General features: G+C 36.8%; 18 protein-coding genes. 9 read left to right on the top strand and 9 right to left on the bottom strand.

Annotation, left to right across the window (positions count from 1 at the left end; translation table 11 throughout):
• Window positions 1-119: 119 nt before the first annotated feature.
• Together FJ651_RS01935 and FJ651_RS01930 are read left to right on the top strand one after the other, a co-directional pair.
• Window positions 120-497: a Na(+)-translocating NADH-quinone reductase subunit F gene (locus FJ651_RS01935; protein ID WP_140988706.1), complete on the top strand. Its 378-nt coding sequence runs from the start codon at window positions 120-122 to the stop codon at window positions 495-497.
• A 12-nt stretch (window positions 498-509) separates the two neighbouring features.
• Window positions 510-1,484: an FAD:protein FMN transferase gene (locus FJ651_RS01930; RefSeq protein WP_140988705.1), complete on the top strand. Its 975-nt coding sequence runs from the start codon at window positions 510-512 to the stop codon at window positions 1,482-1,484.
• Window positions 1,485-1,490: 6 nt separating this feature from the next.
• Here FJ651_RS01930 and FJ651_RS01925 read toward each other — a convergent pair whose 3' ends face one another.
• The 3 genes from FJ651_RS01925 to map all read right to left on the bottom strand — a co-directional run bounded on the left by FJ651_RS01925 (window position 1,491) and on the right by map (window position 3,555).
• Window positions 1,491-2,258 carry a class I SAM-dependent methyltransferase gene (locus tag FJ651_RS01925; protein ID WP_140988704.1) on the bottom strand — a complete coding sequence of 256 codons (768 nt, stop codon included), beginning with the start codon at window positions 2,256-2,258 and terminating at the stop codon, window positions 1,491-1,493.
• A gap of 24 nt (window positions 2,259-2,282) precedes the next feature.
• Window positions 2,283-2,657: a GxxExxY protein gene (locus FJ651_RS01920; protein ID WP_140988703.1), complete on the bottom strand. Its 375-nt coding sequence runs from the start codon at window positions 2,655-2,657 to the stop codon at window positions 2,283-2,285.
• A 79-nt stretch (window positions 2,658-2,736) separates the two neighbouring features.
• The gene (map, locus tag FJ651_RS01915) at window positions 2,737-3,555 is read right to left on the bottom strand and encodes a type I methionyl aminopeptidase (RefSeq protein ID WP_140988702.1); all 819 of its coding nucleotides are present in this window, start codon (window positions 3,553-3,555) and stop codon (window positions 2,737-2,739) included.
• Between the two features lie 127 nt (window positions 3,556-3,682).
• Between map and FJ651_RS01910 the strand changes: the two genes are divergently transcribed.
• Entirely contained in the window at window positions 3,683-4,966 is a 1,284-nt protein-coding gene (locus FJ651_RS01910; RefSeq protein WP_140988701.1) for an acetyl-CoA hydrolase/transferase family protein, read from the top strand.
• Here the strand turns inward: FJ651_RS01910 and FJ651_RS01905 are convergent, their stop codons facing one another.
• A complete protein-coding gene (locus tag FJ651_RS01905) occupies window positions 4,967-5,383 on the bottom strand; it encodes a BT0820 family HAD-type phosphatase (protein WP_140988700.1) in 417 nt (138 codons plus the stop codon).
• A 30-nt stretch (window positions 5,384-5,413) separates the two neighbouring features.
• Window positions 5,414-6,934, bottom strand: coding sequence for a 2,3-bisphosphoglycerate-independent phosphoglycerate mutase (gpmI, locus tag FJ651_RS01900; protein ID WP_140988699.1), 1,521 nt, complete (start codon window positions 6,932-6,934; stop codon window positions 5,414-5,416).
• 253 nt (window positions 6,935-7,187) lie between these two features.
• Here gpmI and FJ651_RS01895 point away from each other — a divergent pair, with 253 nt between their 5' ends.
• Window positions 7,188-7,568, top strand: coding sequence for an ankyrin repeat domain-containing protein (locus tag FJ651_RS01895; protein ID WP_140988698.1), 381 nt, complete (start codon window positions 7,188-7,190; stop codon window positions 7,566-7,568).
• Between the two features lie 68 nt (window positions 7,569-7,636).
• Here FJ651_RS01895 and pepE read toward each other — a convergent pair whose 3' ends face one another.
• On the bottom strand, window positions 7,637-8,341 hold the full coding sequence (gene pepE, locus FJ651_RS01890) for a dipeptidase PepE (protein WP_140988697.1): 705 nt from the start codon (window positions 8,339-8,341) through the stop codon (window positions 7,637-7,639).
• 123 nt (window positions 8,342-8,464) lie between these two features.
• Between pepE and FJ651_RS01885 the strand changes: the two genes are divergently transcribed.
• Genes FJ651_RS01885 through FJ651_RS01865 form a run of 5 tightly spaced genes read left to right on the top strand, consistent with a single transcriptional unit; the run spans window position 8,465 to window position 13,297 of the window.
• Window positions 8,465-9,268, top strand: coding sequence for a carboxypeptidase-like regulatory domain-containing protein (locus FJ651_RS01885; protein ID WP_140988696.1), 804 nt, complete (start codon window positions 8,465-8,467; stop codon window positions 9,266-9,268).
• Between the two features lie 55 nt (window positions 9,269-9,323).
• Complete coding sequence (locus FJ651_RS01880; protein WP_216746056.1) at window positions 9,324-10,055, top strand: carboxypeptidase-like regulatory domain-containing protein; 732 nt, start codon at window positions 9,324-9,326, stop codon at window positions 10,053-10,055.
• A 39-nt stretch (window positions 10,056-10,094) separates the two neighbouring features.
• Entirely contained in the window at window positions 10,095-10,592 is a 498-nt protein-coding gene (locus FJ651_RS01875; protein WP_140988694.1) for a DUF6702 family protein, read from the top strand.
• Between the two features lie 59 nt (window positions 10,593-10,651).
• The gene (locus FJ651_RS01870) at window positions 10,652-12,946 is read left to right on the top strand and encodes a M1 family metallopeptidase (RefSeq protein ID WP_140988693.1); all 2,295 of its coding nucleotides are present in this window, start codon (window positions 10,652-10,654) and stop codon (window positions 12,944-12,946) included.
• Between the two features lie 60 nt (window positions 12,947-13,006).
• The gene (locus tag FJ651_RS01865; protein ID WP_140988692.1) at window positions 13,007-13,297 is read left to right on the top strand and encodes a Sec-independent protein translocase subunit TatA/TatB; all 291 of its coding nucleotides are present in this window, start codon (window positions 13,007-13,009) and stop codon (window positions 13,295-13,297) included.
• A gap of 3 nt (window positions 13,298-13,300) precedes the next feature.
• Here FJ651_RS01865 and FJ651_RS01860 read toward each other — a convergent pair whose 3' ends face one another.
• Genes FJ651_RS01860 through FJ651_RS01850 form a run of 3 tightly spaced genes read right to left on the bottom strand, consistent with a single transcriptional unit; the run spans window position 13,301 to window position 15,575 of the window.
• Window positions 13,301-13,942 carry an O-methyltransferase gene (locus tag FJ651_RS01860; RefSeq protein WP_140988691.1) on the bottom strand — a complete coding sequence of 214 codons (642 nt, stop codon included), beginning with the start codon at window positions 13,940-13,942 and terminating at the stop codon, window positions 13,301-13,303.
• Window positions 13,942-15,030, bottom strand: a complete 1,089-nt coding sequence (locus FJ651_RS01855) for an amidohydrolase family protein (protein WP_140988690.1) — start codon at window positions 15,028-15,030, stop codon at window positions 13,942-13,944. Before FJ651_RS01855 ends, FJ651_RS01860 begins: the two co-directional genes overlap by 1 nt.
• 11 nt (window positions 15,031-15,041) lie before the next feature.
• A complete protein-coding gene (locus FJ651_RS01850; RefSeq protein WP_140988689.1) occupies window positions 15,042-15,575 on the bottom strand; it encodes a 3-hydroxyanthranilate 3,4-dioxygenase in 534 nt (177 codons plus the stop codon).
• Between the last annotated feature and the right edge of the window lie 155 nt (window positions 15,576-15,730).

Raw genomic sequence — 15,730 nt, 5'->3', positions numbered from 1 at the left:
TTCTGAATGTCAACTTTAGCGATTCCTATCGATGTCATGAATCAATATTTAACAAAGCTTAAACAATTATTTTTTAATTATCAAATAGTCACCATTTTTTAATGTATTAACTTTGTATTATGCAAAAGGCATTGAGCAAACAAGAGTTACACAATTTGGCCATGAATCACGTTGGACGAGATTTGGAGCGCCGCGGATTTGAATTTATTGCCATTAACAGCAGGCTTAAAAAGCATCCGCAGTTTGTTTGTATTGATAAAAAAAGCCAGTATTATTTTGTGATTGTTAGAGCCGTTATTTTACCTGACAACCCTAATAATTATGACGTTGTGTGGATGGAGACTTTTAAAAAACACGCCAACAGTAAAGACGCCAAGGTGCTTTATGCAGGTGTTGGATTGGGTAATCCTCACGGCGACAACCTTCCTATCTACTTCAATGAAGAATATTTAATTGAATACAACGGTATTCAAATTATTGAAAATAATTTAAATTAAGACTTTTAAGATATGAGATTGTTAGCTTTGAGTGTTGTGTTTGTGGTACTAGCTGCCTGTTCAAAGCCAATTTCTCAACAAAAATTATCAGGTCCAATCTTCGGAACTTATTATAATATTATTTACGATGGTGCCACAGCTTACAATCCCGAAATAGACAGTATTTTTGATGTGATTAATGAGTCCATGTCTACTTATATTGAAAACTCTGATATTTCAAAAATTAACCGAAATGAAGCAGTAGCCATCGACAACCATTTTCAAAAAGTTTTTGAAGCGTCAAAATTATTTTATAAGGCTACCGATGCAGCTTTTGATCCTACCATTGGTATTTTGGTAAATGCCTGGAGTTTTGGTCCAACGGGCGAAGTAGAGAATTTAGACAGTCTTAAAATCGAGTCTTTAATGCAATCGGTAGGCTTTAATAAGGTAACTATGAATGGCAACCGCATAGTCAAACAACATCCCGAAACGTTTTTAGATTTTAACGCCATTGCCAAAGGTTATGCCGTAGATGTTATTGCAGCATTTTTAAGTGATAAGGGTCATAACAACTTTTTGGTTGACATAGGTGGTGAGATTTCGGCCAAAGGTTTTAACATGCAGTCTGGTAATCCCTGGAAAATTGGTATTGACGATCCCAATTTTGATGGGTCTCAAAGTTACTCAAAAGTGATTAGTTTGAATGATGAAGCCATGGCCACGTCGGGCACCTATAGAAAATATAAAGTAGACCGCGATGGTAACCGCTACTCGCATATTATTGATACCAAAACAGGTTATCCCAGTAAAACCAATTTGTTGAGTATTTCGGTGATAGCCGAAGATTGCATGACTGCCGATGCCTATGCGACGGCTTTTAAAGCTATGGGTATTGAGAAAATAAAGGAGTTTTTAAACTTCAGACCTGATTTAAAAGTATATCTCATTTTTGAGAATGAGAATAATCAATTAGAAACCTTATCTTTAAATAACTTTCCTGAGTAGTCTGTGTTATTTTCTCACAAGAGGAATAATTTCACCTTTAGCCAGGGCAAATCTGGTAATCTCAGTTTGGTTTAATTTTTTGGTGTAATCAACTTCCGTGACTTTGAATCCTATACTGCGAAGTTTATCAAAGTAATCTCTACCATAAATTCTAACGTGGTCATATTGACCAAAAATTTTAGCGCGTTCTTTTTGATCGGTTATAGAATCATCTTCAAAGGTTTTTTCTCTTAACAAATCTTGAGGAATTTGAAAAATACCATAACCTTCAGGTTTTAATACACGAAACAATTCTTGCATAGCTTTGGTGTCGTCTGGAATGTGTTCTAAAACATGATTACATAAAATCACATCAAAGCTGTTGTCGTTAAACGGTAGATTACAAATATCGGCTTTCACATCGGCTAGAGGCGAGTTTAAATCAGTGGTAACGTAATCCAAGTTTTTCATCTTTCTAAAACGCTTGTAAAACGCTTGTTCCGGAGCAAAATGTAAGACTTTTTTTTCGGCAGTAAAGAAATCTGTTTCATTTTTCAGGTACAGCCATAAGAGGCGATGCCGCTCTAATGAAAGGGTTGAAGGCGATAATACATTCTCTCGTTGCTTACCGTAGCCATAGGGTAGAAAACTTCTAAAACTTTTTCCATCAATAGGGTCGGTAAATTTATCTCCTTTTAAGAAAAAAGCTAAAATAGGTCGTGCTACGTAGCTTAACCTAATTAATATAGGTCTAGGGAAAACATTTAGGATTATTTTGAAGAGTTTTTTTGACACGGATTTCACGGATTTCACGGATTTTCACAAAATAACCCTTTTGTGTTTAAGACTATCTTCACCAAAGTTAATTAATAAACCAAGTTTTAACTTTGAAACAGCTAAATAATTAAGTGTTTGCTTAACATGTGAATCTGTCAGACAAATTACTGCTTTAATTTCTAAAACTATTTTATCGTTAATTATAAAATCAGCTTTATATTCATGAGGAAGTAGATTTCCTTTGTATACGATTCCAAATTTTTTTTCTCTAGAATAGGTAATGTTATTATCTATTAACTCAATCTCTAAAGCATCTGCGTAAACTACTTCGCTAAAACCTTTACCAAGTTCACTATGAACAGCCATACAAATACCAATTATTTTGTATGTGTCTTCGTTATAAAGTAGCTGACTCATAAATAATATTTTTAAATTAATAATCCGAGTGAGTAATCCGTGAAAATCCGTGAAAATCCGTGAAATCTGTGTCTAATAACTATAAAACTAAAGCCTCTTTTCTAAAGGTATCTTCCTCATCACTCACAATTCCTAAAGCTTTATAAATATATGCAAAGGTTGAAAGCAGTTCAGGTTTGCCGTCAACAATAGCCACGTTATGCTCAAAATGAGCGCTTGGCTTATTATCAAAGGTAGTGATGGTCCAGCCGTCTCGGTGTTGTTTTATTTTATGTGTGCCCATATTAATCATAGGTTCGATGGCAACAACCATCCCTTCAATAAACTTTTTACCGCGGCCACGTTTACCGTAATTGGGCATTTCGGGGTCTTCGTGCATTTTTTTACCTAATCCGTGTCCTACCAATTCCCTTACAACCCCATAGCCATGACTTTCGCAGTACTGCTGAATAGCATAACCTACATCGCCAACCCTGTTACCCAACTTAAATTCTTTGATGCCAACATAAAGTGATTCTTTAGTGACTTTCAGAAGTTTCTCTGTTTCAGGGTCAATGGCTCCTATTGCAAAGGTATAAGCGTGGTCGCCGTAATATCCTTGTTTGATGGCGCCACAATCAACCGACAAAATATCGCCTTCTTCCAAAGGCTGATCATTAGGAATACCGTGAACAACCTGAGTATTTGGACTAACGCAAAGCGTGTTAGGAAAATCGTACAACCCTAAAAATCCCGGGATAGCACCGTGATCTCTAATAAATGTTTCTGCCAAATTATCAAGGTATAAAGAGGTGACACCCGGTTTAATTTCAGAGGCAAGCATTCCTAAGGTCTTAGAAACTATTAGGGCAGCTTCTCTCATTAATTCAATTTCTTCTCTGGTTTTTGGTATTATCATAAGTCAAAATTCTCGGGCAAAGATAATAATATTAAAACTCTTTAAATTAATATGAAAAACATGATATTGAGCAGTTTTTTTAAATGAACCGGACAGTAACTTTGCATCTGTTAAATCTACTAGAATTATGTATACATCCGTTACTGCCGAAGAGGCCTTAAAAATTGTAAAATCAAACGATAAAATATATTTACAGGCAGCGGCTGCCGCTCCGCAAGTGTTAATTAGAGCGCTGGCTGCCAGACACGAAGAATTGCGCAATGTTGAAATATGTCAACTCCACACCGAAGGCGAGGCACCTTACGCTAATCCTGAATTAAGAGATAGCTTTCACGTAAATTCTTTTTTTATAGGGAAAAATATTCGTCACACATTGGAAGCCGGAAACGGTTCATACACACCTGTGTTCTTAAGTGAGTTACCATTGCTTTTTAAGCGCAAAATCATTAATCTTGATGTAGCGCTCATTCACGTTTCAGTGCCCGATCAACATGGTTACTGCTCTTTGGGTGTTTCTGTAGAAGCGACCTTGGCAGCCATTCAAAATGCCAAATATGTAATAGCACAGGTTAATAAGCAAATGCCACGTACCTTTGGAGACGGAATTATTCATATTTCTGAAGTAAATGCATTTGTTGAATGCGACGAAGCTTTACCTGCACACAGTATGGTAGAGCCAACTGCTGTTGAAAAACAAATAGGTGATTATGTGGCTAGTTTAATTGAAGACAGAAGTACGTTGCAAATGGGTATTGGCTCAATTCCTAATGCGGTTTTAACAAGACTTGGCAATCATAAAGACCTGGGTTTACATACCGAAATGTTTTCAGATGGTGTGATTGATTTAATCTTAAAAGACGTTATTAACGGTAATTATAAAGGTGTGAATCCAGGACGTGCATTGGCCACTTTCTTGATGGGTTCTAAGCGTTTGTACGATTATGTCAATGATAATCCGTTTGTTGAGATGAGAACGTCAGATTATGTTAACGACGTTTCAGTTATTAAACAAAATCCGCGCATGGTGGCCATTAACTCGGCCATTGAAGTTGATATGACCGGTCAGGTTTGTGCCGATTCTATTGGCACCAAAATGTATTCGGGTGTAGGTGGTCAAATGGATTTTATACGTGGTGCTTCTTTAAGCGAAGGCGGTAAAGCCATTATTGCATTACCATCGGTTACAAATAGAGGTATTAGTAGAATTGTACCTTCGTTAAAAGTTGGTGCCGGTGTGGTCACTACAAGAGCTCACGTACATTACATCATCACCGAATACGGTATTGCTAATTTATACGGTAAAACAATCAAGCAAAGAGCAAAAGCTTTAGTGGATATAGCCCATCCTGATCACAGAGAAACCTTGGAACGCGAATTTTTTGAAAGTCGCATGTCTGGAGTGTTCTGTTAATTAAGTAGATTTAAAGAAAGAGAAGAACCCTGTTTTTCTTTTTCTTTTTTTCAAATCTGGCGTTTCTTTGGTAATCAGTTGGTAAATTTCGCCCCATCCAAGTACACCTCCAATATTTCTATCATCAATAAATAAATCGGCGTAAATTTTTCGGCTTTTATTGTTTTCAAATGCTTCCTCCGGAAAACTCTGATTTACCGCATAAAACTCTATACCATTATCTTTACAGAAATCAACAGCTTCCTCTAATTTATCACCACAGCGGTAGGTCCACAATATGAGACGATGCCCATCACTTTGTAGGCGTTGCAAGGTTTCGAAGGCAAAAATTCTGGGTTTTCCTATTTTAGGATAGGCATCTTCCACAATGGTACCATCAAAATCTACGGCTATTATGAGTTTGTCTTGTAAATTCATACAATTAAAAGTGATTTCAAGTTTATCAAATTAAACAATTAGTGAATGTCTGGTCATAGCTTCAGGTTGTTCAATCCCCATTAAATGCAAGATTGTTGGTGCCATATCTCCCAAAATACCGTCTTTTATTTTGAGATGATCGTTGTCTATACATATAACAGGTACCGGATTGGTAGTATGGGCCGTATTTGGTGAGCCGTCGGGGTTAATCATGGTTTCGCAATTACCATGATCTGCAATTAAAAGTGTTGTATAACCGTATTTTAAAGCGGTTTCAACGACGGCTTCAACGCATTTGTCAACCGCTTCGCAGGCTTTTATTGCTGCTGCCATAACGCCGGTATGGCCAACCATATCGCCATTGGCAAAGTTAAGACATACAAAATCGGCTGATTCTTTTTCTAATTCCGGTACCAAAGCATCCCGCAATTCAAAAGCACTCATTTCAGGTTGTAAATCGTAGGTGGCTACTTTAGGTGAATTTCTTAAAATTCTGGTTTCGCCTTTAAATGGTGTTTCTCTTCCGCCGGAAAAGAAAAATGTTACATGCGGATATTTTTCTGTTTCAGCAATTCTTATTTGCGTTTTATTGTGTTTTTCGAGCACCTCGCCAAGCGTATCGTTTAAATTGTCTTTATTAAAAACTACATGGGTGTTTTTAAAAGTATCGTCGTAGTTGGTGAGTGTTACATAATGCAATGGTAGTTTGTGCATGTTAAATTCGTGAAAATCTTGCTGACACATCGCCATTGTAAGTTGACGTCCGCGATCGGTTCTAAAGTTGAAAAAGATGACCACATCGCCGGTCTCAATGGTTGCTACCGGATTATTATTGGCATCGACCGAAATAATGGGTTTTAAAAATTCGTCGGTTACATCATTGTTATATTGATGCTGAATAGACTTTAAAAGATTGTTCGACGGTTCACCTATACCGTTAACAACGGCATCGTAAGCAATTTTTACGCGCTCCCATCGCTTGTCGCGATCCATGGCGTAATATCGGCCGGTAACTGAGGCAATTTTACAGTTGGTTGTTTTGGCATGCTCTTCTAATTCTGAAATAAATCCATAACTCGATTTTGGGTCTACATCACGCCCGTCGGTAAAGGCATGAATAAAGACATTCTCTAATCCATATTCATGTGCTGCACTCATTAAACCAAAAAGGTGATTGATATGAGAATGCACACCGCCATCGCTCACCAAACCTAATAAATGAATTTTTTTATTGTTGGTTTTTGCGTAGTTAAAAGCCTCTTTTATAGCCGGCTCGTTTTGAAGTGTTTTGTTTTCTACTGCTAAATTTACCTTGACCAAATCCTGGTAGACTATGCGTCCGGCACCGAGATTCATGTGTCCAACCTCGCTATTTCCCATTTGACCTTCGGGTAAACCTACATGTAAGCCATCGGTTCTTAATGTGGCATGAGAAAATCTGTTGTAAAGATTATCTATATATGGTGTATGAGCGTTATCGATTGCCGAAACTTTAGGGTCGGGAGATAATCCCCAACCATCTAAAATCATTAAAATTACCTTTTTATTCATGGTTAAAATTATAATTTTCAAATATACGGCATTATATGATTTTAAGTAAATATCAGACTTCCAAATTAAACTTATTAACCTTATATTAAGTTTTGATTTTCCAGTTATTAATGAATGTGATAGGATTAATATAACCTTAACATTTTTGTTTACTTCTTCTTAAATATTTGTTATCAAATAAATTATACTGTAACACATTCGCAAATTCATCGTCTATTTGGTAAGTATAATCATCAATCAAAAAATTATCATCATGAAAAAAACAGTAATTATTTTATCGTTAGCCTTAAGTACATACTTTGGGCAAGCTATGTCAAATTTCAATGCTTCTATTGAAAATGTCACCATCGAAAAGATGGTTGTTGTGAATCCGTTTTGTGCCGCCATTGTACAAGGCGATTTAGAAATGGTTGAAAAACTTATTGAATTAGGCGAAGACATCAATCAAAAATCGAATGGTAAAACACCATTGCAATATGCAGCACGTTACAACCGTGTTGAAATTGCCAAGTTGTTGCTTGATAATGGTGCAAAACTAAATACCAAATGCGATAAAGGTTTTACAGCTTTGAAATACGCAGAAATTTCTAAAGCAACCGATGTGGCACAATTATTGAAATCTTATAAAAAATAATGCTTTTGTAAAGCAGTTATTTGAGTTAGTTAGTCAGTTAAAAAACACCTTTTAGTCGGGGTGTTTTTTTATTTTAGATAGTTGAGATTGGTGTTGGTATCAATTTCGTAAGGGGCTTTATTACTTTCAAAAACTCTTGCAGATAAACTTCCTTTTAACATACAATCGTCAGAATTAATCTCAAGCCAGCTCCCTTCTCTTAGACCAATTACCGGTTGGGTATGATAGGCGTGAAATTCTTTAATACGGGTTTCGCGTGTTTCACCCATATGCTTGCTGTTTGGTTCAGGGTCAATATAATGCGGATTAAGATTAAAAGGCACAATGCTCAATGCTTTAAAACTTGGTGGATATACAATTGGCATATCGTTGGTAGTGTTAATGGTTAGTCCGCAGATATTACTACCGGCACTGGTACCTAAATAAGGTGTGCCGTTTTTGATGGCTTTTTGAAGCGGTAATATTAGCTCGTTTTTATAAAGTTGGTATAGTAAAACAAACGTGTTGCCGCCACCGGTAAAAATACCCGAAGACTTTTCAATAGCTTCGATTGGATTTTCAAATTCGTGAATTCCTTTTAAGTTAATTCCTATTTCAGCAAAAACGGGTTTTAAATTGTTGGTGTATTCCTGATGAGAAATTCCTCCCGGACGCGCATAGGGTATAAATAAAACTTCGGTGACGTTTTTATAGAGTTCGGTTAACTCAGCTTGAAGATAGCTTAAGGATTTACCTCCATAAATGGTAGAAGTGCTGGCCAAAATTAATTTCATGGGTTTAATTTTATCGTTAAAAATACTCAAATAGAGTCTTTAACAAAAATTTATACGCAAATGTGAGAATTTTACATTAAGATTACCGAAATTTATAAAACCCAATTGTTAACACTTTTACGAATGATTAAAAGAATTCTTCTTTGTTGTTTTTTGCTGTCGGCATTTAATGCTTCTTCTCAAATTTTGAATAGAGTAGAAGTAACCGGTAAGGTTATTGTTAACAGTGACGACTTGGAAGGTATTACAGTATATAATACGGGTTCAAAAGAAGGTGTCACCACCAACGCAGAAGGGTTTTTCACAATACCGGTTGCTTTAAAAGATGTTTTAGAGTTCAGGGCTTTACAGTTTCAGGAATTTAGAGTTACCATCGACGAGCGAATTATCGAGTCAAGACAGCTTAGTGTTTTTCTAATTGAGAAGGTTAACGCCTTAGATGAGGTTGTGCTCTTACCTTACGGTCTTTCAGGAAATTTAAATGTTGACGTTAATAGTGTTAAAACTTTTAATCCAGATATGAACGCCATATATTTTGGTATTAAACACAGCGATCAATACGAGTTTCCGGCCGATTACAAAACTGAAGTAGAAAATTCAGCCATGTTCCCTCATGGCGAAACCTTGCAATACGGACTAAATGTAGCCAATTTAATGGGCATTATGATTAAACCCCTATTTAAGAAAAAAGACGTTCTCGAAAAAACAACCAATGTGCCAGTGAGCAAAATAAAGAAATACTACAGTAACAAATTTTTAATCGATAATTATAACATACCTGAAGACAAAGTCGAAGAATTTGTATATTGGGTTGAAACACATGGCTTAACTTTTGAACTTCTTGAGTCAGGGCGAGAGTTAGAATTCATGGAATTTTTAGGCGAAAAAAGCGACGAATATTTAAAAGAAATTGGGGTTAAAAAGTAAAATATTATACTGCTTAATACTGTTTAGCTGTGGTGTATTACATTCTCAATCGGTTGTGTTAAGCGGAAATGTAATTGCCGAAGACGATGTTGAGGGTATTCATATTTTAAATAAAAGCAACAATCAAAATACGGTCACCAATCAAAGAGGAGCCTTCGAAATTTTGGCCGGTGCGAGCGATACTTTAGAAGTTAGTGGTATCATGTACGACCCCATAAAAATAATAGTAAGCGCAAAGCATATAAACGACAAGTATATAGCTGTAAGGTTAGATAAAAAAATAAACCTTCTGGACGAAGTCATTGTTGGTAAAATACTTACCGGTAGTTTAGATTCAGATATTTCCAATACCGAAACCGAAACTTTAGACCTTCAAAAACTTGGAGTTCCGGGGTATTACGGCAAGCAATTAACCCAAGCCGAACGACGTCTAGCAGATGCTACCGGTGGAAAGAATTTTTCGGTTGGTGGTGGCATGGGAGGCGCAGGTGTAGGATTTAATTTGAATCCTTTTTTAAACAGGATTAGTGGTCGAACAAAAAAATTGAAGAATCATGTTGTTCTCGATAATCAACGAACTTACATTGAAAAGTTAAAAAGTCAATACAGTGACCAACTTTTTGAAAATCATAATTTAACCGAAGGTCAAAAAAATGAATTCTTTTATTATTGCTCAGATAATGAAGAATTTAAGACCTTAATCAAACAGCAAAATGATGCTTTGGTTTTAAACTTTTTATTAAACAAATTAGAATCCTTCAATCATATAATTACCAACAAACAATAAATGTCTCAATCGTTTTTTACCAAGTGCAAATTGCAACTATTGATCTTAATAACTGTTTTTGTGATGCCGGTTTTTATGGCGGTCAATAAGTTTGAAGATCATAAATTTTATGTAAGTCTTACGCAGGTTGAATATGTTAAAGAAGACCAATCACTTCAAATTATCAGCAGACTTTTTTTAGATGATTTCGAGGATGCGCTAAAAGAATTTTCAGGTGAAGCTGTGAGAATATCCTCAGAGTCTGATGATACTACCCATGATAGGCTTATCGAAAATTACTTGAGATCTAAATTAAAGTTTGAAATTGACGGTAAAAAAGCACAGTGGAATTTTGTTGGTAAAGCTATAGATAACGATATGCTGGTTGCCTATATTGAGATAACGCAACTAAAAAAAATTAAGACCATTGTAATAACTAACGAAATACTCTTCGAAATGTTTGAAGAACAGCAAAATATTGTAAGAACCCAAATTAACAACCAAAAAAAGAGTTTTATTCTTATTTCTCAAGATAGAAGTAAGGTGTTAAATTTTTAAAAAGTATAATGCTTCGGTCGGTTTAATTTTTAACTTCGGGGCTTTAAATTCAAAAAACAATGTTAAGATTCAAATTATTTTTTCTATTGCTGTTGGTGTCAGGCTTTGGATTAATGGCACAAGAAGCCGTTACCAATGAGCGTAAACCTGGTCATACCAATCAAAACAAGTTTAAACAACTTTATGATGAATTTGCAACGCCAAATATGTTCAGATCGGCATCTGGCGCTCCGGGTCCTGAATATTATCAGCAGCAGGCAGATTACAAAATGAATATTGAAATTGATGACGAAAATGCCCGTTTATATGGCGAAGAAACCATCACCTATACTAATAACTCAAAAGATGTTCTTACGTACCTCTGGGTGCAGCTCGACCAAAACATGCGTGCCAGAGACTCTAAAACGCCCTTGATTGAAAGTAGTGGTATGCCACCACTAACTACACCTGAGCGTTACGCCTCAACTTATCTCACCGATGGTTTTGATGGTGGTTTCAGAATTGAAAAAGTTACCCTTCCTGATGGTACGCCGTTAAATTATATGATAAACCGTACCATGATGCGGGTAGAACTACCAACACCAATGGCCAAGGGCGATCAGTTTTCTTTTTATATTAAATGGTGGTACAATATTAATGACCACGTTAATGACGGTGGTCGTTCGGGTTACGAATATTTCCCAAAAGACGATAACCGCAGCTACGTCATTGCACAGTTTTATCCACGTATGGCTGTTTATAACGATGTTGAAGGCTGGCAAAACTCGCAGTTTTGGGGGCGTGATGAGTTTGCATTGCCATTTGGGAATTTTGAAGTTAACATCACTGTACCGGCAGACCATATATTAGATGCCACAGGTAGGCTTTTGAATAGAGAAGAAGTTTTTTCAAAAGAAATGCTTCAACGTTACGAGCAAGCCAAAAAGTCTTACGATAAGCCTGTGATTATTGCCACTCAAAAAGAGGCAGAAGCCAGAGAGAAAACGAAAAGTAAAGAGAAGAAAACCTGGAAATTTCTTGCCGAAAATGTGCGTGATTACGGTTTTGCTACCTCGAGAAAATACATCTGGGATATGATGGCTGTCAACGTTGGTGGTAAAGACGTTATGGCCGTATCTTTATATTCTAAAGAAGGCAACCCGCTATGGGAGCAATGGTCTACTTATGCCGTAGCCAGTACTTTAAACACTTATTCCAGAATGACTTTTGATTATCCATATCACAAAGCTATTTCGGTACATGCCGACAGACAAGGCATGGAATATCCTATGATTTGCTGGAACTATGGACGACCTGATGAAAACGGTAAGTACGACGATCGTACTAAATTTGGAATGATTAGCGTTATTATTCACGAAGTTGGGCATAATTTCTTTCCAATGATCGTCAATAGTGATGAGCGTCAATGGACCTGGATGGACGAAGGTTTAAACACCTTTTTACAGTATGTAGCCGAACAAGATTTTGGAGAATGGTATCCTGCTGCACTGTCACCCGGTCAAACTGCTTATCCATCAAGACGTGGTCCGGCAAAATATATTGTAAATTACATGGGCGGCGATCAGGATTTTATTGCGCCAATTATGACCAAGGGTTTAAATACCTATCAGTTTGGAAATAATGCTTACGGAAAACCGGCAACAGCACTTAACATTTTAAGAGAAACTGTTATGGGCAGAGAATTATTTGACTATTCTTTTAAAGAATATGCCAACCGTTGGAAGTTTAAACATCCAACACCCGAAGATTTCTTTAGAACCATGGAAGATGCATCAGCATTTGATTTAGATTGGTTCTGGAGAGGTTGGTTTTATACAACTGACTGGGTCGATATAGGCATCGCCGAAGTGAAAACTTACCAGGTTACTGCTAAACCTTCAGACGATACCAAACGAATCGCTCGCAGATTTGGACGTAATCCGGATGACATGGTGTATTTTGTTGAAGCGTCGGCAGATGGTTTTGATGCATCGCTTAAAAACAAAAAGCCATCTGAAATTTCAAAAACTCTTGAAAAATATTTAAAAGACAATTTCACAAAGGATGAACTTAAAGCTATCAATGAGCCAAAGTTTTTCTATGAAATCACTTTTAACAAACCTGGAGGATTGGTAATGCCAATTATAGTTGAATATACCTACGACGATGGCAGTACCAAAACAGAAACTTTTCCTGCACAAATTTGGCGTTTAAACGATAAAGAAGTGAGAAGAGTAGTGGCTTCTAACAAGGAAATTGTTAAAATAACCTTAGATCCAAAAGAAGAAACAGCCGATATTGATACCACTAACAATATTTGGCCACCACAAGAACAAAAATCTGAATTTGAGCAATTTAAAGGCTCGGGTAACTAAATACTAAAAATTAAGCCAACATCTAATTGTTGGCTTTTTTTTACTATGTATATTTGCATCATGAATCCCATTTTTAACGTTATACTCTTTATTGGTACCACCGAAATTATTTTCATCCTGTTAATCGTGGTGATGCTTTTTGGTGCCGATAAAATTCCTGAAATTGCCAGAGGCTTGGGCAAAGGAATCAACATGGTTAAACATGCTAGCAGTGATATTAAAAATGAAATAACAAAAAGTGCCGAGAAGTCCGGTGTTGATACGTCTATAACCAAAGATATCACCGAAGAGGTTAATAAAGTTAAAGACGAAATACAAGAACTTACCGGTTCTGTAAAACGCAAACTTTAAGACTTATTTTTTTCTGCTAATAGTAAGACCATCGCGCACGGGAAGCACTACAGTTTCAATTCTTGGGTCATCTTTCAGCATTTGATTGTATTGTATCAAGGCCTTGGTAGCTTCGTCGCCTTCAACTAAAGGCTCTATTACTTTTCCGCTCCACAAGACGTTGTCTGATAAAATAATACCGCCGGGATTAAGTTTGTCGATGATCAACTCAAAATAAGTTGGATAATCTTCTTTATCGGCGTCGATAAATACCAAATCAAATTGACTATCTATAGTGTTAATAATTTCAACGGCATTGCCCACATGTTGAATCATCTGTTTACCAAAGGGTGATGCATCGAAATATTTACGTTGAAAATCGTATAACTCTTCATTAATATCTATAGTGTGTAAAACACCGCTGTTTTGAAGACCTTCTGCGAGGCATAAAGCCGAATAACCGGTGTAAGTACCAATCTCTAAAATGGCCTTTGGATTGATTATTTTAGATATCAAACTCAACAATCTGCCTTGGTAATGACCACTCAACATGCGTGGTTGTAGAATTTTTAAGTGGGTTTCCCTGCTGAGTTGTTTTAGTAATTCGGGTTCGTCTTCGCTGTGATTAACAATGTAGTTGTCTAAATCTTCCGAAATAAATTCCATTAAGCTAAAATTCTGTTTAATAATTTATTTGTGGCTGCCTGGTCGTCACCACAAAGCCATTTTATAACATTATCCTCCCAAATGGCATCGTATTCCTTTTGATTGATGATTTTTTGTTCTAAGGCCAAATCAAGAATTTTCCCCGGGTAAGACGATTGTTTTGCACTTTCCATTTCGCCCAAAGGATACGGATCATCTAAGCCCATGAGTACTTGTTTACTACCTTGATTTTTTATCAGTAAGGCTAAAGATCCGGTATCATGCACCAATGTGTCAAAGAAAATATTTTTATGGCCAACGGCTTTTCTCGGGTGGATTTTGCCTTCAAACAAATCGGGGCGACCATCAAATCCTTGTATACGTCGTCCCAAATTTATTTGTGCTAACTGACCGCCATGGGCAAAGCAGGTACGCATATTAGGAAATTTTTCCTGATATCCGTTTAAAGTTAAAAAGTGATAGGCATCGGCGCATTGCGCCAGCATCCATATAAGGTGGAAGCGCCAGGCTGTGTTTTCAAGTTTGATAAATTTTTCGCCGTCATAAGGATGAATTTCAACAGCTAAATTGTAGTGACTCGCCAATTCAAACAAGGGTTCGTTTTCTTCATCAAAAATACAACGCCAAGTACCTATTGTATCCATATAATGGGTTGGTAAACAAAGTAACTGAAGACCAAGTTCTTCAACGCAGCGTTCCATTTCCCACATGGCACTTTTTATCAGTCCCGGATGCACTACAAAACCACAGGTAAATTTTGAAGGATGGTCGTGCTGGATGCGTGCATTAAAATCGTTTTGAAATCGCAAGGCTTGTTTCATTTCTTCAACGCGCAATCCGTTACCATACAATTGCGATAAATTAAGTACAACCGCATGGTCTAGTTTGAAACGCTCCATCCAGGTGAGTTTTTCGTCAAGAAAAAAGCTTGAGTCAGTTATTGGCCGATTCCAGTCTTTTTGCAGCATAAATTTACGGTCTTTATCAACCCAAAAAATTCCTTTTTCCTGCATAAATGGAGGAATTTCTTCAGGGTATGGCAATAAATGCGAATGCCCGTTAATACGCAATTTGCGTGTTTTGTTCATACATTAGACATTTAGTCAATATTAGGTTTTGCAGGTGGTTGCATAACAGTGCCACATTTTTTACAGGTACGCTTCTTTTCGCTACTGTAGAATTTGTCGAAAATAACCGGCATATCGGTTTCAATATTGGCTAGTTTAAAGGTTTTGCGGTAGAGCTGATGGTTGCAATTTTCGCAGTACCATTCTAAAGCATCTTTCATTTTCTTCGAGCGTGGATACTCAATTACCAAACCCACAGTATTTGCTTTTCTTTGAGGTGAATGCGGTACTTTGGGAGGTAGCACATAAATATCCCCTTCGTTAATGGGTACATCAACAGGCTTGCCATCTACCATTATTTTAAGTACCATATCACCTTCAATTTGATAGAAAAATTCAGGCGTTTCGTTGTAGTGGTAGTCTTTTCTGCTATTTGGGCCTCCAACTACCATGACGATGTAATCGGTATTTTTCCAAACCACTTTGTTACCAACGGGTGGTTTTAGCAAATGACGATGTTCGTCAATCCAGGCCTTAAAATTTAAAGGTGTTACTAATTTGCTCATGATTTTTTGTTTTTTGGGCGTGCCCCACCAAACAAGTTGGGGGTCCGGGCTGTTCGCTGTATCTTTTTTGTTTCAGTTTCGCTTTGCTGCAACTTACAAAAAAGGATGCCGCTGCCATCCCTCACGCGCATTAAAATTACGAATAAAATTGAACA

The organism is Paucihalobacter ruber (assembly GCF_006494535.1).
Taxonomy (GTDB): Bacteria; Bacteroidota; Bacteroidia; order Flavobacteriales; family Flavobacteriaceae; genus Paucihalobacter; species Paucihalobacter ruber.
Note: the sequence above shows the minus strand (reverse complement) of the source record. Positions and strands in the feature narration are given on the sequence as shown.